23 protein-coding genes and 1 pseudogene are annotated in these 23,551 nt (G+C 40.6%); 10 read left to right on the top strand and 14 right to left on the bottom strand.

The window, feature by feature from the left end; translation table 11 throughout:
• The first annotated feature begins 2 nt into the window (after positions 1-2).
• From HDC92_RS02220 to HDC92_RS02205, 4 genes are read left to right on the top strand one after another with little or no spacing between them, the layout of a single operon-like run.
• Positions 3-749 (top strand): tetratricopeptide repeat protein, encoded by a 747-nt coding sequence (locus HDC92_RS02220; RefSeq protein WP_183872018.1) that lies wholly within the window; start codon positions 3-5, stop codon positions 747-749.
• A gap of 19 nt (positions 750-768) precedes the next feature.
• On the top strand, positions 769-2,607 hold the full coding sequence (locus HDC92_RS02215) for a BatD family protein (protein ID WP_238326448.1): 1,839 nt from the start codon (positions 769-771) through the stop codon (positions 2,605-2,607).
• Positions 2,585-3,373, top strand: coding sequence for an SH3 domain-containing protein (locus HDC92_RS02210; RefSeq protein ID WP_255484351.1), 789 nt, complete (start codon positions 2,585-2,587; stop codon positions 3,371-3,373). Before HDC92_RS02215 ends, HDC92_RS02210 begins: the two co-directional genes overlap by 23 nt.
• 39 nt (positions 3,374-3,412) lie before the next feature.
• Positions 3,413-6,496 (top strand): AsmA family protein, encoded by a 3,084-nt coding sequence (locus HDC92_RS02205; RefSeq protein WP_183872016.1) that lies wholly within the window; start codon positions 3,413-3,415, stop codon positions 6,494-6,496.
• 332 nt (positions 6,497-6,828) lie between these two features.
• On the opposite strand, the gene HDC92_RS25080 is transcribed toward HDC92_RS02205, so the two are convergent.
• From HDC92_RS25080 to HDC92_RS02190, 4 genes and pseudogenes are all read right to left on the bottom strand, one after another.
• A complete protein-coding gene (locus HDC92_RS25080) occupies positions 6,829-7,110 on the bottom strand; it encodes a YdeI/OmpD-associated family protein (RefSeq protein WP_255484350.1) in 282 nt (93 codons plus the stop codon).
• A gap of 9 nt (positions 7,111-7,119) precedes the next feature.
• Positions 7,120-7,233 (bottom strand): annotated as a pseudogene (locus tag HDC92_RS25075) (hypothetical protein); the annotation flags it as partial.
• A gap of 142 nt (positions 7,234-7,375) precedes the next feature.
• Entirely contained in the window at positions 7,376-8,071 is a 696-nt protein-coding gene (locus HDC92_RS02195) for a sterol desaturase family protein (RefSeq protein WP_183872014.1), read from the bottom strand.
• Positions 8,072-8,121: 50 nt separating this feature from the next.
• Positions 8,122-9,093, bottom strand: a complete 972-nt coding sequence (locus HDC92_RS02190) for a GlxA family transcriptional regulator (RefSeq protein ID WP_015807318.1) — start codon at positions 9,091-9,093, stop codon at positions 8,122-8,124.
• A gap of 95 nt (positions 9,094-9,188) precedes the next feature.
• On the opposite strand from HDC92_RS02190, the gene HDC92_RS02185 reads away from it, so the two are divergent.
• Entirely contained in the window at positions 9,189-9,542 is a 354-nt protein-coding gene (locus HDC92_RS02185; RefSeq protein WP_015807319.1) for a VOC family protein, read from the top strand.
• Between the two features lie 25 nt (positions 9,543-9,567).
• Here the strand turns inward: HDC92_RS02185 and HDC92_RS02180 are convergent, their stop codons facing one another.
• From HDC92_RS02180 to HDC92_RS02165, 4 genes are all read right to left on the bottom strand, one after another.
• Positions 9,568-10,311, bottom strand: a complete 744-nt coding sequence (locus HDC92_RS02180) for a TlpA family protein disulfide reductase (protein ID WP_015807320.1) — start codon at positions 10,309-10,311, stop codon at positions 9,568-9,570.
• A 309-nt stretch (positions 10,312-10,620) separates the two neighbouring features.
• Positions 10,621-11,412, bottom strand: a complete 792-nt coding sequence (locus HDC92_RS02175; protein WP_183872013.1) for an alpha/beta hydrolase — start codon at positions 11,410-11,412, stop codon at positions 10,621-10,623.
• Positions 11,413-11,508: 96 nt separating this feature from the next.
• A complete protein-coding gene (locus tag HDC92_RS02170) occupies positions 11,509-12,369 on the bottom strand; it encodes a helix-turn-helix domain-containing protein (RefSeq protein ID WP_183872012.1) in 861 nt (286 codons plus the stop codon).
• Positions 12,370-12,502: 133 nt separating this feature from the next.
• Positions 12,503-13,156 carry a hydrolase gene (locus tag HDC92_RS02165; protein ID WP_183872011.1) on the bottom strand — a complete coding sequence of 218 codons (654 nt, stop codon included), beginning with the start codon at positions 13,154-13,156 and terminating at the stop codon, positions 12,503-12,505.
• Positions 13,157-13,383: 227 nt separating this feature from the next.
• Here HDC92_RS02165 and HDC92_RS02160 point away from each other — a divergent pair, with 227 nt between their 5' ends.
• Positions 13,384-13,968 carry a Crp/Fnr family transcriptional regulator gene (locus HDC92_RS02160; protein WP_183872009.1) on the top strand — a complete coding sequence of 195 codons (585 nt, stop codon included), beginning with the start codon at positions 13,384-13,386 and terminating at the stop codon, positions 13,966-13,968.
• A 35-nt stretch (positions 13,969-14,003) separates the two neighbouring features.
• Here HDC92_RS02160 and HDC92_RS02155 read toward each other — a convergent pair whose 3' ends face one another.
• Positions 14,004-14,522, bottom strand: a complete 519-nt coding sequence (locus HDC92_RS02155; protein WP_183872007.1) for an ester cyclase — start codon at positions 14,520-14,522, stop codon at positions 14,004-14,006.
• A 45-nt stretch (positions 14,523-14,567) separates the two neighbouring features.
• Positions 14,568-15,173 carry an NADPH-dependent F420 reductase gene (locus tag HDC92_RS02150; protein WP_183872005.1) on the bottom strand — a complete coding sequence of 202 codons (606 nt, stop codon included), beginning with the start codon at positions 15,171-15,173 and terminating at the stop codon, positions 14,568-14,570.
• A gap of 177 nt (positions 15,174-15,350) precedes the next feature.
• Here HDC92_RS02150 and HDC92_RS02145 point away from each other — a divergent pair, with 177 nt between their 5' ends.
• Both HDC92_RS02145 and HDC92_RS02140 read left to right on the top strand, forming a co-directional pair.
• On the top strand, positions 15,351-16,220 hold the full coding sequence (locus HDC92_RS02145; RefSeq protein ID WP_183872003.1) for a pirin family protein: 870 nt from the start codon (positions 15,351-15,353) through the stop codon (positions 16,218-16,220).
• Between the two features lie 232 nt (positions 16,221-16,452).
• The gene (locus tag HDC92_RS02140) at positions 16,453-16,998 is read left to right on the top strand and encodes an AAA family ATPase (RefSeq protein WP_015807322.1); all 546 of its coding nucleotides are present in this window, start codon (positions 16,453-16,455) and stop codon (positions 16,996-16,998) included.
• A 27-nt stretch (positions 16,999-17,025) separates the two neighbouring features.
• Here HDC92_RS02140 and HDC92_RS02135 read toward each other — a convergent pair whose 3' ends face one another.
• A complete protein-coding gene (locus tag HDC92_RS02135) occupies positions 17,026-18,042 on the bottom strand; it encodes a hypothetical protein (protein ID WP_183872000.1) in 1,017 nt (338 codons plus the stop codon).
• A 136-nt stretch (positions 18,043-18,178) separates the two neighbouring features.
• Between HDC92_RS02135 and HDC92_RS02130 the strand changes: the two genes are divergently transcribed.
• Together HDC92_RS02130 and HDC92_RS02125 are read left to right on the top strand one after the other, a co-directional pair.
• Positions 18,179-18,487 (top strand): hypothetical protein, encoded by a 309-nt coding sequence (locus tag HDC92_RS02130; protein WP_015807324.1) that lies wholly within the window; start codon positions 18,179-18,181, stop codon positions 18,485-18,487.
• 120 nt (positions 18,488-18,607) lie between these two features.
• Entirely contained in the window at positions 18,608-19,501 is an 894-nt protein-coding gene (locus HDC92_RS02125) for an aminoglycoside 6-adenylyltransferase (RefSeq protein ID WP_015807325.1), read from the top strand.
• Positions 19,502-19,522: 21 nt separating this feature from the next.
• On the opposite strand, the gene HDC92_RS02120 is transcribed toward HDC92_RS02125, so the two are convergent.
• The 3 genes from HDC92_RS02120 to HDC92_RS02110 are packed head-to-tail and all read right to left on the bottom strand — an operon-like array spanning position 19,523 to position 23,544.
• On the bottom strand, positions 19,523-21,034 hold the full coding sequence (locus tag HDC92_RS02120) for a metallophosphoesterase family protein (RefSeq protein ID WP_015807326.1): 1,512 nt from the start codon (positions 21,032-21,034) through the stop codon (positions 19,523-19,525).
• Complete coding sequence (locus HDC92_RS02115; protein ID WP_183871998.1) at positions 21,031-21,969, bottom strand: DUF5017 domain-containing protein; 939 nt, start codon at positions 21,967-21,969, stop codon at positions 21,031-21,033. Before HDC92_RS02115 ends, HDC92_RS02120 begins: the two co-directional genes overlap by 4 nt.
• A 15-nt stretch (positions 21,970-21,984) precedes the next feature.
• Positions 21,985-23,544 (bottom strand): RagB/SusD family nutrient uptake outer membrane protein, encoded by a 1,560-nt coding sequence (locus HDC92_RS02110; RefSeq protein ID WP_183871996.1) that lies wholly within the window; start codon positions 23,542-23,544, stop codon positions 21,985-21,987.
• Positions 23,545-23,551: the final 7 nt, after the last annotated feature.

The raw sequence follows: 23,551 nt of genomic DNA, 5'->3' as shown, positions 1-23,551 counted from the left end.
TTATGAAGCAGCTGATCATGATGGTGTATATGGTATTGTTGGGCACTGCGGCATTTGCACAGCAGGAGAAAAAATACATCCATAAGGGAAACGAATTGTATAAACAAGGGAAATATACGGAGGCAGAGGCCAGTTACCGCAGTTCGGTAGAAAAAGCCAAATCCTCTGTTGCCGGGAATTTTAACCTGGGGGATGCACTGTACAAACAAAAGAAGTTTGACAATGCGGCCCAGAAGTTTACCGAGATTGCAGGATCATCAGAAAATAAGCAGGTAAAAGCCCAGGCCTACCACAATTTGGGAAATTCACTGCTGGAAGCGAAAAAACTGGAAGAGAGCATAGCAGCCTATAAAAAATCGTTGCTCAATAATCCTAAGGACGATCAGACCAGGTACAATCTGGCCTATGCCCAGGAAAAGCTGAAACAACAGCAGCAGCAAAATAAAAACGATAAGAACAAGGATAAGAATAAAGATAAAAAAGACCAGCAAAACAAGGACCAGCAGGATAAAGACAAAAAGAACCAGAACAATAAAGACCAAAAAGATAAGGATAAACAGGATCAGGACAAGAAAGACCAGGATAAAAAGGACCAGCAGAACGGGCAGCAGCCCCAACCCAATCAGTTGTCTAAAGAAGATGCAGAGCGAATGCTGGAGGCCTTAAAAAATGAAGAGAAGAATACCCAGGACAAGCTGAAAAATAAAAAGGCCAAAGGGGTAAAGGGACGTATTGTTAAAGATTGGTAATGGTATTTAAGAAATGAAGATGAAACGTTATATATTGTCGATGCTTTTATTGTGGACAAGCACCGTGTTTGCCACAGCAATAAAGTATGCTGATGACATAAAGGTAACTGCATCGGTCAGCAAAAGCCAGGTAGGAACCGGAGAGCATTTTGAAGTTGTCTATTCCATCAGTGGTAATGGAAATATTGAGGCTTTAACCCCTCCATCATTTAACGGTTTCCAGGTGCTGGGTGGCCCTAACCAATCCTCCAGTTTTACTTCTGTAAATGGAAGAACCTCATCCAGCATGACTTTAAGCTATGATCTGATGGCGGTTAAAGAAGGAGATTATACCATTGGCGGGGCTACACTGGTTATAAGCGGGAAGCAGTATAAAACTAATGCCGTAAAAATAAAGGTAGTTAAGGGCACTGCAGTTCCCCAAAATGCGCAGGGCAATTCGGGCGGGCGGCAGCCAGACCAGCGGGTAGAAGGCAATGCTTCAAATATAGCCAAACGCTTATTTATCCGGGCCGTAGCTAATAAAACCAATGTTTACCAGGGAGAGGGACTTGCCGTAACTTATAAACTATATACCAATATTGAACTGGTAGACAATGCACTGGATAAACTGCCGGATTTTAATGGTTTCTGGAGTCAGGAGATCAAAAACAATGATCCAAATGTGCGCTGGGAAACAGAAACTTATCAGGGAAGCCGGTATAATGTTGCTGTTTTAAAGGAAATTATTCTGTTTCCGGAGCGTTCGGGTAAGTTAACGCTTGATCCACTGGCCATGACTTTTCTGGTCAGACAACAGGTTTCCTCGGGCGATTCAAATGATCCTTTTGACATGTTCTTCGGATCGTATAAGGATGTGAAATACAAAATAAAAAGTTCGCCGGTTACCATTAATGTAAAGCCACTGCCTGAAACCGGTAAGCCCGAAGGCTTTGAAGGTGCCGTGGGTAATTTTTCTATTGCGGCCATAGTGGATAAGCAGGAACTGAAAGCCAATGAAGCGCTTAACTATACCTTAAAAATAACCGGGTCAGGCAATTTAAAATTGTTGAAGGCACCTACAGTAAATTTCCCGGCTGATCTTGAAAAATACGATCCTAAGCTAACCGACCGCCTGACTGAAAGTCTGAACGGTGTTTCCGGAACCAGGGAATATGCATATTTACTGATCCCAAGGCACGAGGGCAATTATACCATCGAACCCTTAAAGTTCTCTTATTTTAATCCCTCTACGCAAAAATATGTGACCTTATCAACAGGCTCATTTGATTTAAAAGTAGCAAAAGGTGCACCTGGGTCGAACGTTACGGCCTATTCTTCTGCAAATCAGCAGGACATCAAGATGCTGGCCAAAGACATTACCTATATTAAAACAGATATGGGCGGCCTGCATCAGAAAGGAAGTTCTTTTTACGGATCAACTGCTTATTACCTTTTACTTTGCTGTGGTCCCTTACTGTTTGCCGGTGCATTGGTCTACCGGAAACGATACAGGGAGAACAATCGTGACCAGGTGGCTGTACGCGGAAGGAATGCCAATAAAATTGCTGCTAAACACTTGGCCAGTGCAAAAAAACAATTGCTGGCCGGCCAAACAACGCTCTTTTATCAGGATGTTTACAAAGGTTTGTACCAATACCTGGGCGATAAGTTTAATATTGCAGCTGCAGAATTGAACAAAGACAATATCCGTACGCAACTGTTTGCCAGGGGTATTGACGAACGTTTGATCAAACAGCTGGAGGAAACACTGGATTTGTGTGAAATGGCCAGGTATGCCCCGGTATCAGGAATATCCGAACAGGAAGTATTTGACAAAGCAAAGAATACCATTAATGAGATCGAGACCAATGCATAAATATTTAAAATATACCCTGTATGCCTGGCTTTTGCTTTTGGCCATGCCCTTACTTTCATCGGCAAATGAACAGCCGGAAGCATTATTAAAAAAAGGAAATTCGGCTTATGCAAAGGAACAGTATAAAGAGGCCCTTGCCGCCTATCAGCAGGCATTGGATGCAGGTTATGAGTCGGTAGCACTCTATTTTAACACAGCCAATGCTTATTATAAACTGGCTGAAATGCCCGCTGCAATTTTAAACTACGAAAAAGCGGCTAAACTGGCTCCGGGGGATGAGGATATACAACTGAACCTTAAACTTGCCAATTTAAAAATAACTGACAGGATAGAAGATGTTCCTGAGTTTTTTCTCACCACCTGGTGGAAATCCTTTATATTTTCCTTTTCTGCAAAAACATTGGCAGTATTTAATGTAACCAGCTTTATTGTTGGTTTTGTGTTGCTCATTGCCTATCTGTTTTTAACTGCGGTAGGGCCTAAAAAACTGGCTTTTTATGCAGGTATAATTGTTTTATCCCTTGGTCTGATCAGTTTTATTGTAGTCAATGTCCAATCCGGTTATCTGAACGGAAAATCTCAGGCCATTGTTTTTAGGGGTGCTGCTGATGTGAAAAGCGGCCCTGATGCGAAACAAAAAACTTTATTTGTGATCCATGCGGGCACCAAAGTCAGCATTAAAGCAAATAACAATGGCTGGATCAATGTGGTGCTTTCGAACGGTAATTCAGGCTGGATTGCGGCTTCCGATGTAAAAGAAATATAATATCTTTGCGGAAATCTCCCCAAATATATTTTTATAAAATTGAAGAAAGTTTTTAAAATTACAGGAATAAGTCTTTGTACTTTACTGTTACTGCTGCTGGTAACGCCTTATTTATTTCAGGATACCATTTCCAGGGAAGTTCAGCGATCCATAAACAAGAGCATTAAGGGCGAAGTGAAGTTTAAGGGGGTTGGCTTGTCCTTTTTCCGGCATTTTCCTTCATTAACGCTTAATCTGGACCAGTTTATGCTCAAAGGTGCTGCCCCATTCGAAAAGGATACCTTACTATATAGCAAAGCCCTCTCCTTTAGGGTAAACCTGGCTACTGTCTTTTCTGAGCAGATAAAAATTGACCAGGTTTTTTTAGATGAAGCGGTGATCAATGTAGAGGTAGATGAAAAGGGCCGTGCCAATTACGATGTGTACGAAAGTAAAGCTAAAGAAGGCGGGGCAACAGATACAAGTGCTACGGCCATAAAAATTGAAGGCATTTTTATCAATAAAAGCAAACTAACTTATAACGACCGTTCTGTGCCCATGCTGATCAGTGCTGCAGACCTGAATTACGCTGGTAAGGGTGATCTGAGCAAAGCGATATTTGACCTGAGCAGTAAGGCAGAAATAGGTTCGCTGGATGTTTATTATAACAATGAACCTTATTTATTGAATAAAAAGATCAATGCCAGACTGGTTACAAAAATCAATACCAATTCACTGGATCTGATGTTTGATGAGAACGACCTGAAGATCAATTCCCTGCCCATACATTTTGTAGGCCGCTTTTCTTTTATAGAGGGTGGGTACGACATCAAATTCAGGACAAAAGCCAAAGAAACCGATCTGCATAATATTTTTACGGCCCTGCCACCTGCAATTGCTGAACGTATGGAGAAAACCAATATCAAAGGTTATGCAGAAATCAAGGCCTCCTTAATCGGAAAATATCTTGCCGGTAAAAATATTATGCCCACGCTATCTTTTAATTTAAAGATCAGGGAAGGAGAGATTTCGAACCCCAAAGCACCGGAACCTATCAGTAAATTATACATTAACCTGCAAACCAAATTACCATCTTTAAATCCGGACAGTCTGTACATCAATATGGATAGTTTATATTTCAATATTGGAAAGGATTATGTAGGGGCGATGCTGAATTTCAGGGGCTTAAAGGAACCGGAAATCTATTTAAACAGCCGGGCAGACCTGGATCTCGAAAAATGGGCGAAAATTTTTAGCCTGGATCAGCTACGGGGCCGTTTCTTAATGGATGCACATGCCGAAGGAAAGTATACTAAAAAAGTAGTCAGAACCGGCATCAGAAAGGTAGATACTGTAATAGCAACCATACCTGTGTTTAAACTAACTTCCAGTTTAAGCAATGGCTATTTTAAATATGCTTCGCTGCCGGCAGCAATTGATAAGATCAGTTTTAACATCAACGGGCACAATAACGACGGGGATTATAAACATACTGAATTCGAGATCAGCAACCTGAACATACAGGCATTGTCCAATTATATCCGCGGCTTTGTAAAGCTGCGTACTGCGGGCAAAACACCTGTTGATGTGCAGTTAAATGGCTTGTTAAACCTGGCCGAGATCAAAAATTTTTATCCTTTGAAAGACCTGGAGCTCAACGGTAAGCTGAACCTGAACCTGAAAAGCAGGGGTGCCTATAACAAGGTCAAAAAGCAGTTTCCGGTTACTGAAGCCGCCATTTTGTTAAATGATGGGCGGATTAAAACAACACATTTTGACCAGGCACTGGAAAAAATTTCCATTGACGGGGTACTGACCAACAGAGATGGCACTTTAAAAAACACCCTGATGAACATCAAACCTGTATCTTTTGAAATGGGCGGGCAGGCCTTCCAGCTAAAAGCTGCGGTACAAAACCTTGAAGATATAAAGTATAACATTACCTCAAAAGGGAGCATAGACATTGGGAAAATGTATAAGTTGTTTGCCATGAAAGGCTATGATGTAAAGGGATCTATATTTACCGATGTTGCTTTTATGGGCAGGCAAAGTGATGCAATGGCCGGAAGATACCATAAGCTGAATAACAGTGGGAAAGTAGTGATCAAAGAGATGACCTTGAATTCGGATCTTTTCCCTAAATCTTTCCTGGTAAACAAGGGTGTGTTTTCTTTTAAACAGGACAAGATGAAGTTTGAGCAGTTTAAGGGCAGGTATGGGCAGTCCGATTTCAGTATGGATGGTTTTTTGGGCAATGTAGTTAACTATGTGCTTACTGATCAAGCGAAACTGACCGGAACCTTTAACCTGAAAAGCAGGAAATTATTTGCTGATGAGTTTATGGCCTACGATGGTCCGGCAGCAACAGCTGTTTCTAAAGAGGTTGGGGCTGCCAGCGGAGTAATTATGATTCCCGACAACCTGAACGTAAACGTAACAGCCGATGCGGGTTCAGTATATTACAATGGGCTGATCATTAAAAATGCCAGGGGAGGGTTAAGGCTGAATAATGGTGTGCTTACACTCGATAAAACCAGGTTCAATTTAATTGATGCTACAGTAAGCATGGATGCGAAATACCAAAGTATAAATCCATTGTCTGCTACTTTCGATTATCACATCCAGGCTACGGAATTTGATGTGGCAAAAGCATATAAGGAGATTAAATTGTTCAGGGACATGGCCACATCTGCTTCAAAAGTTAAAGGTGTAATTGGCCTGGATTACCAGCTTTCGGGTAAATTGAATAAAGATATGATGCCTGTTTATCCCTCATTGAAAGGAGAGGGGACACTGTCTGTAAAGAAGGTGAGCCTGATGGGCTTTAAAATGATGAATGCGGTGAGCAGGGCTACAAAACGCGACAGTCTTTCCAATCCGGATGTATCTGAAGTAAAGATCAAAAGTAAAATAGCCAACAACATCATTAACATAGAGCGGTTCAAGATGCGTATTGCCGGTTTCAGGCCAAGGTTTGAAGGTCAGGTTAGCTTTGACGGACGTTTAAATATGAGTGGCCGTCTTGGTTTACCGCCATTCGGTATATTGGGAATCCCATTGAGCATTACCGGAACACAGGAAAATCCGAAAGTTGCGTTAAAGAGAAATAAAGAAGGTAAACTGGAAGAAACAGCAGAGGAGTAACCTTTTCTGATGTAGCCTTCAATATTGTCTATTTTACCGCTTATAGTGCCAAAGATGCCATTGTTTAGTCTTGCCATAACTTTTTTTTAATTCTGGTACTAAGCTAATATGGTTAATGTGCATCGCCAATGCATTTTACTGTGAGTAAAGTTATTTTACATTTTTGCTGGCGCAAAAATAGACCATTGAAAGGCCCAGGCCGGCTGGTATCCGAACAATACCCGAACAACAGCCGGGTAGGAGAGAAGGAAAGTAACTTAACAGCGGGGAAAGGTTATAGCTTCTTTACAACATTAGCTCAATATTTTTATTAAACTGTTATCAACATGACATTAGAGCATTTTTCTTCCTATAAAGGCACCTTTACCTAACAAAAAGTTAATCGCTTTATCAATATTCCGGTTCCTGCTTTCTTCTGTTTTTAAGCCAGAAATGTATCTTATTATCTCTTTTTGCATAGAAGGGCTAAGAAGATCAAATTTGGATTTGGCCTCTGGACTCTTTTTTAATGCCTTTAATAGCTCGGGATGGGGCTTAATTGTCCGATCGGACGGGTCAAATTTAATGGTCACTTTAATGGTTTCCCCGATTAGTTTGGGAGAGTCTTTAAGCATTTTCGTATTGATATAGAGTCGCCAAAAACCACTGTACTTAAGTAAAGTTTGCTGGTACGGTAAGCCGTTTACAGTTCCCGCAACCGGAATATGGCTCTTGTTTTTACCTGCCTGAGTAAAAATTTCGGCCAGAATAACTTCCGGAACCTGAACGTAGGGATTAATACCTATTATTTCCAGGGATGCTGGAAGGAATGACTTTTCATTTTAGTTTTTTAAGGTATCTGGCTTTAAAGATAAAAATTGTATATGGTTGAAGAAACAATTAAGCTTTATATGTTCCAAATATTCGATCCCAAATGGAAGTATAAAAACCAAAGTTTCTTTGTTCGTTTAAATGATGTTGGTTATGAAATTTTGTAGTTCCTAAAAATAATTGTTCCATCCATTTTGGAAAGAATTCCCGGTTTAGATGACCAATAGTTCCCCAAATTAAATTGATAAACAGATAAATTGTAATGGAAAAAATAGAAAAATCATACAACATAAAAACAGAGATCATCATCAATCCGAAACCTAAGGTTTCAAAGGGATGCAACACAAAAAGACTCAGGAAATTAGTACTCGTATGTTCGTGATGTTTGCGGTGTAAAATTTTATAGATAAACGGATGATGTACCAGGCAATGAAAAATATACATGAACAGGTCCATTACCAGTGTAATCGCTATAATTTCAATAAGAAGCGTCAGGATAGTTTTAGACTCGTTTAATGTAATCCATCCCGATTTCCACAAATAAACACCAATCAACATCACAACGATATTAAGGAATAAGGTTAGAAAACTTACATACAAATCAGATTTTAGAAAAGGATGATCAGTTATTTGAATCTTATTTTTCGAGCAGGTTTTATCAATAAAAAGGTAAAATCCAATCGAAAGCAAATACAAAAATACATTGGATATCAAACTGAAAATAATCCATTCCAGCAAGGATAGGCTTTCAAAAAGTAATTTCATCTAGTCAAATTTACGCAGAATAACTTTAATAAACCCACACGGGAAATCGCTTAAGAATCCCCGGCAAACCTCTTACGATAGCCAATGGGTGATAAATCAGTAAACCTCTTAAACACTTTTCTGAATGCGTCGATGTCTGTATAACCTGCCTCATAGATAATTTCATTTATGGTCTTCTTGCCGGCTTCTAATTGCTTTTTCACAAACTCGACTTTTACACGCTGGATATATTCCAGGATAGAATTGCCGGTGCATTGCTTAAAATGCCGTTCAAATGTTCGTCGACTGACAGCGACCATTTCGCAGATCTCATCTACACTATAAGCAGTTGTCGGATTAGCTTCAATAAAAGCCTGTGCTTTCAATACCGTTTCCTGACCGTGTTTCTTTTGTCCGATGAAGATGGCAAATGGGTTTTGGCTTTTTCGCTCAATGTCGATCTCGAACATCTTAGAGGCCAAAATGGATATCTCACGACCCAAATGTTTTTCAATAATATAAAGGATTAGGTTTAGGTAAGAAAAGCCTCCTCCACAAGTATAAATACCCTGTTCATCGGTAATAATGGTATTATCAATAACTGTAATATTGGGAAACTTTGTTTTAAATTCGTTTTTAGCGGCCCAATGTACTGCACACTTTTTATTGTCCAACAAGCCCGTGGATGCCAAAAAAAACGAACCAACGCAAAGACAAATTATCTCCGCTCTGTTACGGTGTTGCTTACAAACCCATTCAACGTATTCCTGGTTTTTCGATATAGCTTCCCCAAAATCTCCGCACAGTAATGGGATAACAATAACATCGGTCTTTTGAATCTGATCAATTGTTTTATCTGCAAATACAGCATACAACCCGCTATTGAGTCTCGTATCCTTTGCACAGCCAACAATCTCGATTTTATAAAAATCTGGTTTACCCTGATAATTCATAAAATCGTTAACCCGGCTGAAGATCTGGTGAGCGCTATCGATGCTGGTCAGAGTCGCATCATAAAGAGGCAAAATAGATATATGTTTCATAGATTAAATTTAGCGAAACACATTGGCGCAATCAACAGGTAATATTGTCGTATTCGCCACTAGGTATAACAAGCTTTTCCCAATAATTTTGAGGTATGAAAGCAATAGATATTATTATGTTGCCTGTCAAGGACAGGCAACAGGCGAAAAAATTTTACTTGAAACTCGGTTTCCAAATTGTATTAGAGGCCAAAGACCCGCATGGCGAAGATTGGATACAAATGGGTTTTCCAGGCCATAGCACAACTATTTCCCTGGCAGGTTTTCAGGGTTTAATCTGCGAAACCGAAGATATCGAAAAAGAGATTAAACAATTGAAAATAGACGGCATAGAGGTTGGCAAAATTGATGATACGCCCTGGGGCAGGTTTGCCTGGTTAAAAGATCTTGATGGGAATAGTGTGTGCCTCCGTCAAATAGTCGAAAAAGATTTTAACACCGTCTTTTAACTGGGTATTTCAGTAAAAGTGATCACTAGTTCCGTATTAGCTCCTCAATTATTTTGGTAAAGTAATTGCCTTTATCATTAAGGTCTAAAGGTATTGAATTCGCATTTACAGGATAGTTTACCTGTATATACCTTAGAACTCCATCTTTATCGAGAAATAGGTTTCTTGGAAGTGCTTGTAATTTTAGTTCATTTTTATAGGACTGACCGTTTTCCAAAACCGGGAAATTAAAGTTTTTATCTTTCATGAAGTTTACCAAATGATCCTCAATAACCCTGTTCTCTGTAATTGATATAAAGTTCATTTTGTCTTTATACTTCTCTTTAAGCTGACTTAATTGAGGCATTTCAGCAATACAGGGACCACAATAGGTTGCCCAGAAATTAATCAATGTAGGCTTTCCTGATAATTGAGACAAAGAAACTTCGTTCCCATCTAATTCCTTCAATTTAAATCCGGGAAGTTTCTTATTTAAGAACAAAAAGGTGGAATCTTGTTTGTAGGTAAATTTGAATATCGGTTGTTCCCCCGCAACTCTTTTCCTGATTGCAAATTCAATATAGTTGACTATAGTATCTTTTTTAGTTGTTGTGTGAAAAATGTTCGGTACAAGAATTTCGGAAGATGGCAATGATTGACTAACAGATTCAAATGCTGTTTTTATTTCTGTTTCAGTGAAAACAGCATTAGAATTGAAAGTATAAACTGTATGCTGTGCAAAACTTTTCTGTAATAAGAATATTAAGAACAGAGCTATTGTTAATCTCATATATAGTTTTATTTTAAACTAAGTTAGGATAATCCTTGGTAAATCTGTGAAATGAATCTTTCTATTGTGCGTCCAAATTAGAAAGATATTATAAAATCCAGTAACTTTGATAGTATCATATGATAATATCGCTGTGAACTATATAAAACCTCCATACTACATTACAAGTGAAATACTTAACTTATTAACTAAGATTTCTGAAAAAATCGGTGAATTAAATGCGATACAATTAAATAGACCTCCAGCTGAACTTAGAAAATCTAATATTTCCAGAGATGCCTGGAAGGAATGACTTTTCATTTATTTTGTTTATTTTTTTGATACTTCTTTCGCTGCCTGAATAATGACTGCAGCTACTTTCGCTGGTTGTGAGATATAAACGGCATGGCTTCCTTTGATCTCGGTAATTTTTGTGTTGGAACGTTTGTACATATTGCGCTGGATATCGGGATTGATGCTTTTATCTTCTGTTGCTACAATTCCATAGGTAGGTTTATATTTCCAGGCGACATCCGCAACGGGTGTTGAAAAAGATTTGCCGTAAAATGCACCTTGCGAGGCGTACATAAAGGCGGCTTCTTCTTTGCTTAAATCGGCACAAAAACCGGCATGGTACTTTTCTTTGGAATAATACACGATACCGCTACTGTCACCAGGCAATACGCCATTTTCCGGAGCAGGTGGAGCTGACAGGAACCAGGTCAACGCCGACTCTCCCTTGTCGGGTTGGAAGGCGGCGATATAAACCAATCCTGCAACTTTTGGATGATTGCCAGCCTGGGTAATAACTTCGCCTCCCCATGAGTGCCCTGCAAGGATAGTTGGCCCATCCTGTACGTCAAGTGCCAACTTGGTGGCTGCCGCATCATCTTTCAGGGAGGTCAATGGATTTTGAACAACGGTTACATGGTAGCCTTGTTTGGTAAGGGCTTCATAAACGCCTTTGTAACCCGAACCGTCTGCAAAGGCTCCATGAACCAATACTACATTTTTCACTTCCTGGGCTTTTGCCGCGTTAACTGAACCTGAGATAGTAGCTAATCCTACTGCTGTGGCTAAAACACCACTTTTAATTTTGTTTTTTAGATTTAGAGTTTTCATTTTCTTTGCTGTTGATTTTTTTGTTTGTGATCAACGATACAAAGTTGCAATGAAAAACAGGCCTGGCTTATAGGCACATTTCCCGATTAGTTGTGATTATTTCCCTTCATTAGAAACTTTTGGCGAATTCCTGAATTCTGAAGGTGAAACGCCCATGTTCTTTTTGAAAAAATTGGAGAAATAGGCCACATCTTCAAACCCGAGTTCAAAGGTAATGTGCTTTATAGACCTGTCGGTATAGTACAAAAGACGCCTGGCCTCAACCATGATCCGTTCCTGGATGATCTGGGAGGGGGTTTTCTGGTTGAAGATCGCAAAAAGGTTGGAAAGCGTCTTAGGTGATTTGCAGAGCTGGTCTGCATAAAAACTAACAGCATGTTCTGATCTGAAATTAGCCTCTACCAGCAAGTTGAATTTCCGGACGGTATGGAACCTTTCGTCAGGGAGTTTCTTTGTCGGTTCATATCCTGTTTTTGCCAGATTTGTCGTATAGATAATCAATCGTTTTAATAGCACCAGCAACATTTCATTCTGGATTTTGTCAGCCGTCTTGAACTCCTCGATAAAAACATCCGACAACAATTGCAGTTTTTGCTGTGCCTGGTCACTAAGGCCAATGAACATGTGGTCTGTACTGCTGAACAGGAAGCCTACGCAGCTGACCTCGCTATCATGATCGATAATGCAATAAAACTCGCGGTTGAATTGCCAGGCGACGATGCCGGCCGAGTTCTCAAAACTGAAGGACTGGTTAAATAGCAGGGTGACCAAAGAATTTTTCGGGAAATCGTATTCAGCTCCGTCAATAATGATGGTCTGGTTTTCATTTGGATTCCATGCAATCGTAAAATATTTTTCAAAACGATCCCTGGTAAGGGGTAATCTTCCAAAGCCATATTCTTCCTTAAAAAACAGAAGTTCTCCGTTGGTATTTCCCTCTCTTAATTTAAGCTTCATTACAGATCATATGAGTAGCAATATATCAAATTGGTGATTAAAATACAAAGGTTAAGATCATATAAAAAAGCGATAGGAAATCGTTTGATGTGCCTATCGCTAGTGATTATTTAAAAAAAAAGTACCGATTAAACTATGACGCAACGGGGGTAGCCAACAGTTGCAGTTCCCATGTCAGGCTTGTTCCTACGTTGCCCGAATGCTCAAACAATATATCCGCTAATACAGGTACACTTTCTGTGCGGGCCCAGTCTCTTTGAAGTTCTGCTGCAAAAACACCCCATGTAATGGGCACTGCACCTGCCTGTACCATTCTCAGAACAGCCATTTCGTGCGCCTCAAGACTTACACCTCCTGATGCATCGGTAACGATATAAACTTCATACCCTTCGCCCAATGCCTGGATCGCAGGCATGGCGAGACAAATTTCAGTCCATAGCGCTGCCATAACTATTTTCTTTTTGCCTGTTGCCTTTACCCAATCTATGACACGCTTGTCTTCCCAGGTATTGATGAATGTCCTGTTAATAGGTTTTTGATCCGGAAATACATCCTGTAGTTGTTTTAACAGCAGGCCGCCACGCTCTTCCATAACGGTGGAAAGCAGTGTAGGCACGTTAAAGGCTTTGGCAGATTTAGCCAAACCTACCACATTGTTAACAATAGTCTGGCTATCGTGGCTGCGAAGTCCCGCAAACTGGAAGGGCTGGTGGTCAATTAATATCATTGCACAATTGTCCGGTGTCAATAAGGCATTTAAGCCTGTTTTGTTGTTTTCTGTACTCATCTTGTTTGTTTTTAAGTTATGATTAGATTTTTTATCTGCTTTGTTTTATTACTGTAAAATTGCTTTGTTCCCTGCGGGCTACAAATGAGCCAAGTCACGAAATCGGCTTGACCTATGTCAATCACAGCTGGTTTTTATTTTAAAAATTCTAACTACCTTTAGTCATCAGGCAGTATGGTGGGTTTGGAGCGTGCAGGTCTTTAACAATAATTTATCCATCAAATGATATGTATCAGGCATTACGAACTTTTATAAACAGTAAGACGGGGCTGAAAATCCCAGACGAAGAATTCAAATTCGTTGAGGCAGCCTTTACGCCAAGAACAATAAAAAAGAAGCAGTTCTTGTCTCATGAAGGCAGCGTTTGCCAACATATGGTATTTATTGTAAAAGGTGCTATGCGCCAGTATACCATCGACGACCGGGGCGTAGAGCACATCGTGCGGTTCGGGCTAGAGAACTGGTGGATGAGCGATCGCGAGAGTTTTAGCATGCTCACTGCTTCGATCTATAATATCGATGCCCTTGAGGATTGTGAGGTACTGGCTACCACAAAAGAAAAGATTACCTACCTGAAGGAGCAGTCGCTGCATTTTTTAAAGATGGCCCATGTATTGGATGAAAACCATTACATTGCCAATCAAAACCGGATACAAGCAAACATCAGTTTTACGGCAGAGGAAAAATTCCAGCAGCTCATGAAGACCTATCCAGAGTTTATCAGACGGTTTCCCCAGAACATGCTGGCCTCTTACCTTGGGCTTAGCCCAGAGACCCTGAGTAGGATCAGAAAGCAGATGCTTTCAAAATAAATCCGGTTTAACAGTATAAGAAACCAATCTCTATTTTAAGGCTTCGCCTCGGGCAAATGGCCGAGCTGGCCCAATCCTGAAAGCCAATCCTCAGTGTGCCAGGTGCGTACTATTTTTCCGTTCCGGAATTCGTGGATATCGATTGCCTGGATGCTGATTGACCTGGCCTTTGAAGGGAAACCCATAAAATCGGATGCTTGTTTTCCCCTGAGGACCGAGCGGACAATAACTTTATTTCCGTCTTGCAGAATATCTTTTATTTCACAGTTGAAATCGGAAAATACCGTAGTCAGGTGTGTTAGCAATTCGCCTGTTTCTTTCTTTCCTACTGGATGTTTTGGATCAGTTGGCAGATCTTGCCATTCCTCATCGAGGAGGCTTTGCAGCAGTACTGTATCTTTTGCGTTGAATGCATCATACCATTTTCTGGCCTTTTGTTTATTGTCGGTCTGTTCCTTTGTATCAGAACCCTGTTTTTTATCCTGTGAACAGGCAGCGACCAATATACCTGCAAAAGCAATTGCTGCAACAGTGATTTTTTTAAATGTTTTCATGTTTCTTTGTTTTTAAAGGTAGTAGCACTTTCTAACCCTTTCATTTTAACCGATTTTTATAAAATTTAAAGTGGCAAGCGCACCCTTGGCCTGCTGAAATTTGCTGCCTACAGCCAGAGAACCAAGGTCTACCGGTGCAAAGCCGATCTCTGTTATGGCCTGAGAAACGACCTCTTTGGCCTTTTGGTCATCACCAGATACAAACAATACCCTATTGCCGTTTCCTACATGGGGATCTTGTTCAAGAATTTTAAAGAAGATGGTGTTGAAAGCTTTTACAATGCGGGCGCCCAACAAGTATTGCTGAACGACTTCGCTGGAGGCAAGAGCGCCAAGGTCGGCTACCTGGAAGTCTGGCGCATGGGTAATAAAATGATTTGTGGCATCAACTACTACACGTCCGTTCCAATCAATAAGGCCAGAAAGACTAGGCACTCCTGACCATGGCAGGGCAAGGATCACGATGTCCGCTTTTGCGGCCTCTGCTGACGTTACCGCTTTTACGCCTTGTCCTAACAAGGTTATGGCTCCAGTCAATGATTCCGGATCTTGGCTGTTGCTGATCAGTACAGGAAAGCCTGCTTTTGCAAAATGTCCGGCAACAGCTTTTCCTATATTGCCTGCTCCAATTATTCCAATTGATTTTTTCATAATGATATGGTTTAAGTGTTTCTATAAACCAAAGTTAGACGGAAACAAATACTAACCCCCTTGACGCAGGTCACTAAAGTTGATTGACCTATGTCAATTGGTTTTGATGATATGGAATATTTAGATCCCGATTGTTTTGGAGGAGATTTGTGCCTTATATACTTATATGATTTCACAATGAAAAAAAATATAGCCTTATTATACAGGGGCATGAATTCTAAGGTTGGCGAACTTTTGGCAAACCGCCTGATACCTTCCATCAGTCTACATTCGGTAGGTGCCATCGTTTTTCTTGACCATATTTATCCAGTAGATCTCGGACACGATAATTCACCAGTTCCCACTGGAAATTATGCTCACCCGCACAGGGGCATTGCTACTTTCAGTTATGTGCTGAGCGGAAGCCTTTCGCATTATGACAGCCGCGGAAACCATGCTACCGTAGGAGCGGGTGGCCTGCAATGGATGAAGGCGGGAAATGGGATCATCCACGACGAGAAGCCTTTTACAAGGAAAAAGGATAGTCCTGTTTTCCATTCGCTCCAATTCTGGATCAACCTGCCAGGCGGAGCCAAGCAAGAGAAACCAGAATATATGGCCCTGCAAGCAGCGGACGTACCTGAGGCCCAACTGCCGGATCATGGTGGTGCCATCAGGATCTTACTTGGCGAATTCGGCCTGTGGGCATCGCCGGTTCCCACGTTTAACAGAGAATTCATTTATCATGTCCGCTTGAATCCCCATTCCAGGTTCTCATTTTCACCGAAGGATGATGATGAAGTGGCCGTATTTGTCCCTGCTGCAGAAGTAGTTATCAATGGCAATATGATTGGCAACAGCAAAATTCTGTTGATGGAGGAAGGCACCAAAGAAATCGTCTTTGAAAATGATCAGATTAATGTAGCGGATATTCTTATTTTCGGAGGCCAGCCGTACGGGGAGCCTATCGTAATGGAAGGTCCGTTTGTAATGAACAGGTTTGCTGATATCGCAACTGCCTATCGGGACTTTTTTGCAGGGTCATACGGAACTATAATCATTCCATAGCGCTGAACAGCTAAGAAGTGCTACCCGGCAAACCTCTTACGATAGCCGATTGGTGATAAATCAGTACTCGGTTTTCTTGATGGGAATAGTGTGTGCCTCCGTCAAATTCCGTATTAGCTCCTCAATTATTTTGGTAAAGTAATTGCCTTTATCATTAAGATCTAAAGGAGCACCCTAAAAAAACTTCATATCTTTGTGAATAGAAGCGAAAACAAAATCGGTACCATAGTATATGATTATAAAAAACAATTTTCACATCATAACCGGCGGCCCAGGAGTTGGAAAAACAACTTTAATAAATGAGTTGCAACAGAAGCAAATGAACTGCATTCCTGAAGTAGCCCGAGAAATTATCAAAGATCAATTAAAAAATAATGGCCAGGCCCTACCTTGGAAAAATGCAAAAGAATATTCTAAATTAATGCTTTCGCATTCTGTTCGGGATTATGTCAAACTACTGGATGCCAATGATCTTTATTTTTTTGACCGTGGTATTCCAGACACCTATGCTTATGAATGCCTGATGAACTTTGATTATGATGAGAATTTAAATTTCATTGTAAATAAATACAGATACAATAAAATAGTTTTTATACTCCCTCCCTGGGAAGAAATATACAAAATGGATAACGAGCGAAAACAAGATTTTCAGGTAGCTAAAGAAACCTATAATGTAATAAAAGATACTTATGAATGTTTAAATTATGATCTAATTGAAGTACCATGCTTGGCTCCTGCAGAAAGGGTTGATTTTATTAAAAAAACACTAAATAAATAACATACCCTGTCCAGCCTATCGCTATTCCTATCTTATAATTTCAAAATTTGTTTTGCCTTTGGGAATATGTAGGTAAAGACTGATGAAATTTGCGATCACATTACCATCCTCATCTTTGTATTTTGCCCATAGTGCCGATTCACTTCTTAACCTTTTATCAACAGAAGTTTGCTCCAAACGGACCAATCGCCCCCCACCATATAAAACCATCTTATAATTCTCTAGTTTCTGCATCTTGTAGTTTTTTGCTGATAGGGGTATTTTGTAGTTTTCTAAAGATTCCTCTAAATCATTTTTAGTACTGTACTCACATTGTGCATTTTCTTTTTCTCTATTAAATAGGAGGGCAAAAAAATCATCAACTTTTTCATCATTTTGCATTTGCCAAACCTGCTTGTAGGCATTTTCTGTTTTGGTCAGTAGTTCTTTCTGATCCATTTTACTTAAATCAGTACTGTTTTCCCAGCCTGTATTTTCATAGGGCACAGTAGCATCAAAAGTAAAACTATATTCATAGTAATCTTTTCCCTTCCCTATAAAGGTTTTACCATCAGCTTCGGTTAAGCTGGTATGGGTTAGTACTGGTTTCTCGCTTACAAAGGCATTTTTTCCGTTATCAGCCTTGTTGCGCTTAAACACTTCTATTTTTATATTGGTAAAATCTACTAATGTTTTAACGCCTTCTCCCTGCTGGCTTTCCGTTTGCGGGTATAATTTATAGGTAATGGTTTGCTTACCACTTTTGTTTATTGCAGAATAAATATCAATGGGCGTAACAGTTTGTCCCAGGTTATAATTATGATATACTGGTAAGCCATTAACCAATAACTCGAAATAACAGGCTTCGTGGCTTACAAATAAGTAAAAAAAGGGCTCATTAGAAGAATGTTTTACCGAACTAAGAAGGGTTTTTACAAAGTTCGAGCTGGTAAGCTTAGGATTTACTTCCTCTATTTCTGCGCTGATTTTTTTATTGGATTCACTGCAACTGGATACTAGAAAAATAAGTGAGAAAGCTAAAATAGCGTTTTTAAAAATAGGCATAGTGAAAGTTTTTTAGTCGATATGCAATAATTATGCCTCATTGATTTTCAAATGTTTGCTAAAGTTAAGTTTGGTGTTTAGTTTTTTTATAAATTTAGGCTACTAAATATCACCACATCTGTAACCAATAATACCTATGTCCATAATCAAAACAAATAAAAAATTAATTTTAAGATTAGCTTTTCTTATTGTTCCTTTTGGCATCTTGACTTTGGTACTGCATGATGGTCAATCTGGCGGACAGACTGGTGGCGGAGCCTATGATCTGTCTGGCCTTATTTATGGTTTGGTGCTTTTTGCCTGTATTACCGTGTGGATGATCTGGATGTTGATCGCTTGTTTTCTGAGCAAAACACCAATTGACCGAAAGATGTATCTTAAACTGCTTTTAATAGGAATAATAGCGCTTGTTGCTGCTTATTTTGTTACGCCCCGAATGTTCTAGAAATCAATAACTACCACCAAAAGTGGGGAAGAACCTAAAAGTGATTACCAGTTCTGTATTAGGCCTCAATTATTTTAAAAAGCTATCTTTAACCGTGTGTAGTTTAATGCCTAATGTGTTATGATCAGCAGAAGTGAACAGAAAATGATGAAATTAATTTTGGATGTTGCAACAGACCATCCGGAGGTTCGGGCCGTGTTACTGAACGGTTCCCGGGCAAATCCTAATGTCGCAACGGACATCTTTCAGGATTATGACATAATTTATGTGGTTAAAAGTCTTGATCCCTTTCTCCGGGATCATACCTGGATCGATGTTTTTGGTGAACGGATGATCCTTCAAATGCCTGAAGATATGGAACTGTATCCGCCGGCACCTGAGTTAGAGGGCGCATTTTCCTATTTAATGCAATTTACTGATGGAAACCGGATAGACTTGATATTAGTTCCGGTTGAAAACCTGCAGCATTTTCTTACGGACAGCCTTTGCAAGGTATTATTGGATAAGGATGATATGGCCAGCTTAAACGCACTTGATGCAGCCAGTGATAAAAGTTATCTGATCAGCAGACCATCGGTAAGGGCATTTAACGATTGCTGCAACGAGTTTTTGTATACCTGTGCAGGACTTGCAAAGGGCATCTGGCGGGAACAGCTTCCATATGTTAATTATTTATACTACCATGTAATTCAAACTGCATTAATGCAGATGATGGATTGGGATATTGCATTTCGCCATCAGTTTTTGGTAAATCCCGGTAAATCCGGGAAGTTTTACAAGGAATATCTTGAACCGGAATTTTATGCCGAACTGATCCAAACTTATCAAACTACAGATGTTAAAGAGACCTGGAACTCATTATTCATGACCATGGAACTGTTTCAAAAAATTGCCAATAACGTTACTGAACAACTAGGCGTTGCGTACCCATTGGATGAGCATCAACGCATCGCCGATTATTTACAGCACGTTAAACTGCTGCCTAAAAATTCCAATAAGATATATTCTTTGTAGGAATCAATTGGTGGAGTTAAACTATTTTTTTGGTTTAATGCTCACTTTTTTGCTGGTTGTTGCATTTACATCTGTATCCACATCAACTATTGACAATTTACCACTGTTAAAAGTTTGACGTATTCTGCCCCCTGTAACTGTATAGTTTCCTTTCTTCATCACAAAACGAACCCGGCAGCCTGGGAGGTTCTCTGGCAGTTTATTGGCTATTAAAGCTTCGTTGTACGTGCTTTTACCAGTATTGTCACCCTTATAATTGAGGGTTAGGTTCAGCTTGATCTTATCGTAAGCTTCGATAGGGTTGGAACAGAACCGCAAGGGTTCAGTAAAAGTAAAGGAATCACCATCGATTCGGATAATCCGGAAAAGACCTAGTATGAGTTCCCAGCGATGTGCCTCCCCGCTGCGGCAAACTACACCAGGACGCATTCTGATAGTTGGGGTTTTACCTAATGTGTCTACGTGTGGCGTATGGATATGGCCGTTAACGATAAGTTTTACTTTTTGCTGGTTTAGAAAAGCTGTATCAGCACGGTTTTGCTTGTGTTGTGCGATGATCCGGAGTTCACCTTTTCCATGAGTTTCCAGAAATTTCAAAAGCTGCTTACCCTGGAGGCCCGACAGGGGCTTTTTGTCTGGTATGTCCACAACTGGGTCACCCAGGTAATCGTCCATAAAAAGAAAGCGTGTGCCGGCAAAGGCCATTCCAAATACGCGCATGCCACATAGGGTATTCCATTGTGCGGCTTTTGCCGGATAATCGGTTTCTTTCATGCCATAAAAATCATGGTTGCCGGGAACAGAGAATACCGGTGCATTGATGTGCTGCACCCCTCTGTATCCTTTGGCACCTTCAAAATAGTTTCTGAACTTTTCTTCAACGGTAGGCAGTTTAACATAGCTCTTCACGGTATCGCCACCCCAGCCTCTGAGATCTTTGTTGAACCGGGTGTAATCGTGGATAAGATCACCGGTAACAATCACAAAATCGGGTGCGATGATGTTGGCAACAGTGATAAATTTGTCCAGCAGCTGAAGTTCCTCGGCATAACCATTTTGGGCAGATCCGACCCAGTTCCGCGAGACGTGTGTATCGGATATATGGATAAAGCTGTGCTTTGAGGGGAAGGTTTTAACCAGTTTAACAGAACGTCTGGAAATATTGATTTCTCCTGCCGAGTAAACCAAAAGATCATACATGTCTTCCGGGCTGTTGGCCGGGATACTGACCCAGATCTTATTATTGGTATACATATGGGTATACGAGTCGTATTCAAAGCGGCCTTTTAATACGGAGTCAATTTTAACTTTGACCCGGCTGTAAGGACCTTTGAGTACAATGGAATCAATATTTCGTTCGCCACTATTGTTGTACAGGATGTGAAACTGGTTGCCGGTTTGTGCAATGAGGGGCGAGGCACGGAAAGGATAAACAATACTTCCGGCCGGTAAAAAAGATTGTGCGCCGGCACTGAGGCCAAGCAGGCAAAATAATGTGAATAACAACTGTCTGATCGGATTTTTTGTGCTCATGGTGTTATGGTGATGTTTGCTTCTTTAGTAATAGATTTCTCTCCGTATAATCTTGAATTGGCCGCAGAAAACACAACTTTATAAGTTCCCGGAGTTGTATAGGTAAAATTATAAACAGACGGAACCGGGTCAGATATTCCTTTAATCGCCGTACCTCTGTCGGGGCCCAGATCGATAGCGTTCAAATTAACCGGTTTACTGATAGCCCATATTTCTGTCTGCACGAGTTTTCCTGCTGCAGTGATGTTACCCCGAAGGGTGATCAGCCCGCTGCTGGCATTTACTGAATTTCTACCCGATTCCAGAATCGGACCCTCTTCTAATAAGGACCATCCGGCTGATAACTGGTCCATGGCTACACTGGTGCCTGCATCCGTTTTTGTATTGAACAAAAAGTTGCGTACGACAGTGTTTCTATAAACTCCGTTGGCCGTGGTTTGGGGTAAGGTAATATAGCGAAATGCTACATAAAGGGGTTTAGTTTTATCGGTAACGATAGACGATAGGTTTAATTCTCCGGAACTGAAGTAATCCAGAGTGGTTAGAGAGAATGAAAATGAACTGGTCAGGTCAGTCCAGCTAGCCGAGTTGACGGCTGAAATGTTTTTTTCTCCGTTATAGTTTGAAGAGATGAGGACGGAAAGTTGTTTATTTTGTCCGCCAGCCTGTAGCCGTGTCTGGAATGACATACTGAAGGTTTTGATATCCATAATTCTACCATTGCTAAAGGCATAGTCATTGCCAAATTGCCCGGAGTAAAAAGAGATAAAATCCGGATTCCCATCAAATGTAAATGGTACAGGTTCGCCAACTCTATATGTGCTTTTTGGAACCTTTACATCAAAGCTTGGTTGCGGTACCTCATTCTTTTTGCAGCTTATTGTAAATAAGACCAAAAGAAGTACTAATTTTCCTTTTAACTGATTGTGTTTCATTGGATAAGGTTTTTATTAAAATCCTGGGTTTTGTCTCATACTGTTGTTTAAACTCAGCTCTATTGATGGTATCGGAAGGAGGAGATTCCGAACCTTTACGTTAGTATAACCATAGGCACTGTATTGCATGTTACTTGGCGCATTGCTGAGTATGTCGGCCTCAACGTCTTTCATCACGTCCATGAAGATACCCCATCTGATGAGGTCGAATTTACGCAGACCTTCATAGCACAGTTCTCTGCTGCGTTCATCTTGAATGATGCGCCTGAGGGCTTCTTTGGAGGGGGCATCTGCAGAAATGAAGTTTCTGGCTTTAGCTCTTGCTCTTACCAGGTTGATGGCGTCAAATGCAACCTGTGTAGGGCCATTTACTTCATTTTCTGCTTCTACGAACATTAAGAGCACATCTGAATAGCGTAACAAGGGGAAGTTTGTCGGACCAAAGTCAGGGCTACGCTGTGTACTGATCTCGTCCTGGATACGCCATTTACCGGTTTCCCTGGCATATATTGCTGTTGGGGCATATTGTAGTGTATCGGACAGCATAGTGCTTCCATTGGTCCTGAAATAATAAGTGGCAATGTTGCGGTTTTTACGAACGTCATGGATGTCGTCATATTTCAGGTATAGTGTAGCAGTTGCACCAATTTCCCCATAACCATAGAGTTCTGAACTGGTGTTCCTGACCGAGAATTTTTTAGCGAACCAGCCGCCTGTTTTTGTGGGGTCTGTTAATCCGTTGCCGGTAAACTCAACTTCCCAGATGTTTTCGTCAATGTCATAGAGGTCTTGTGTATGGTTAATGAAGATTTGTGCATAACCCGAAGCTAATTTATGTGTGCCTGATTTGATGACCTTATCAGCCCATTCTTTCGCTTCCGTAAATTTGGATACCTCTTTTAATGGTTCACCGGCCATTTTCAGGCACACCCTAGCCAGAATCCCCTGAACTGCTGTTTTGCTTACCCTCCCTGGGAAACCAAAGTCTTTTATGTTCCCTACCAGTCCTTCTGCGGTGGTCATATCTGATAAAATCTGGTCATATATTACTTTTTGTGGCGTGCGGGGATTATTGACATTTTCGCCTGAAAGGGTAGGCGTTAAGATCAAAGGTACATCACCCCAGAGGTGCACAAGTTGAAAATAAAGGAAAGCGCGTAAAAACAGGGCTTCCCCACGAATGCGGCCACGGACTTTTTCGTCCATTTGGGGGTGATCGATATTGGCAAGAAGGAGGTTGGCATTGTTGATACCGGCATACAAGGCAGACCAGGTTTCGGCAACAAGTGCATTTGAGGCATCATGGTTATACACCCTTGGGTTTACTGCTTCAGCGGAACGTTTATAAAAACCTTCGTCTGAACCATGGGCAAATTCATAGACCAGGTTACGGCTAAAGGTACCTCTATTATTCAAAGCACTGTAAACGCCGGTGAGCGCCTGATCCAGTTCTTTTTCCGTATTGTAATAGGTTTCAGGTGTAGTAAAATCTGTAGGTTTTACATCCAGGTAACGCTTGCAGGAAGCCATGACTACAAGGATAGCGATGAGCGATAGTAAATATTTTGTTTTCATCACGTGA

The organism is Pedobacter sp. AK017, assembly GCF_014200825.1.
Classification (GTDB): Bacteria; Bacteroidota; Bacteroidia; order Sphingobacteriales; family Sphingobacteriaceae; genus Pedobacter; species Pedobacter heparinus.
Note: the sequence above shows the minus strand (reverse complement) of the source record. Positions and strands in the feature narration are given on the sequence as shown.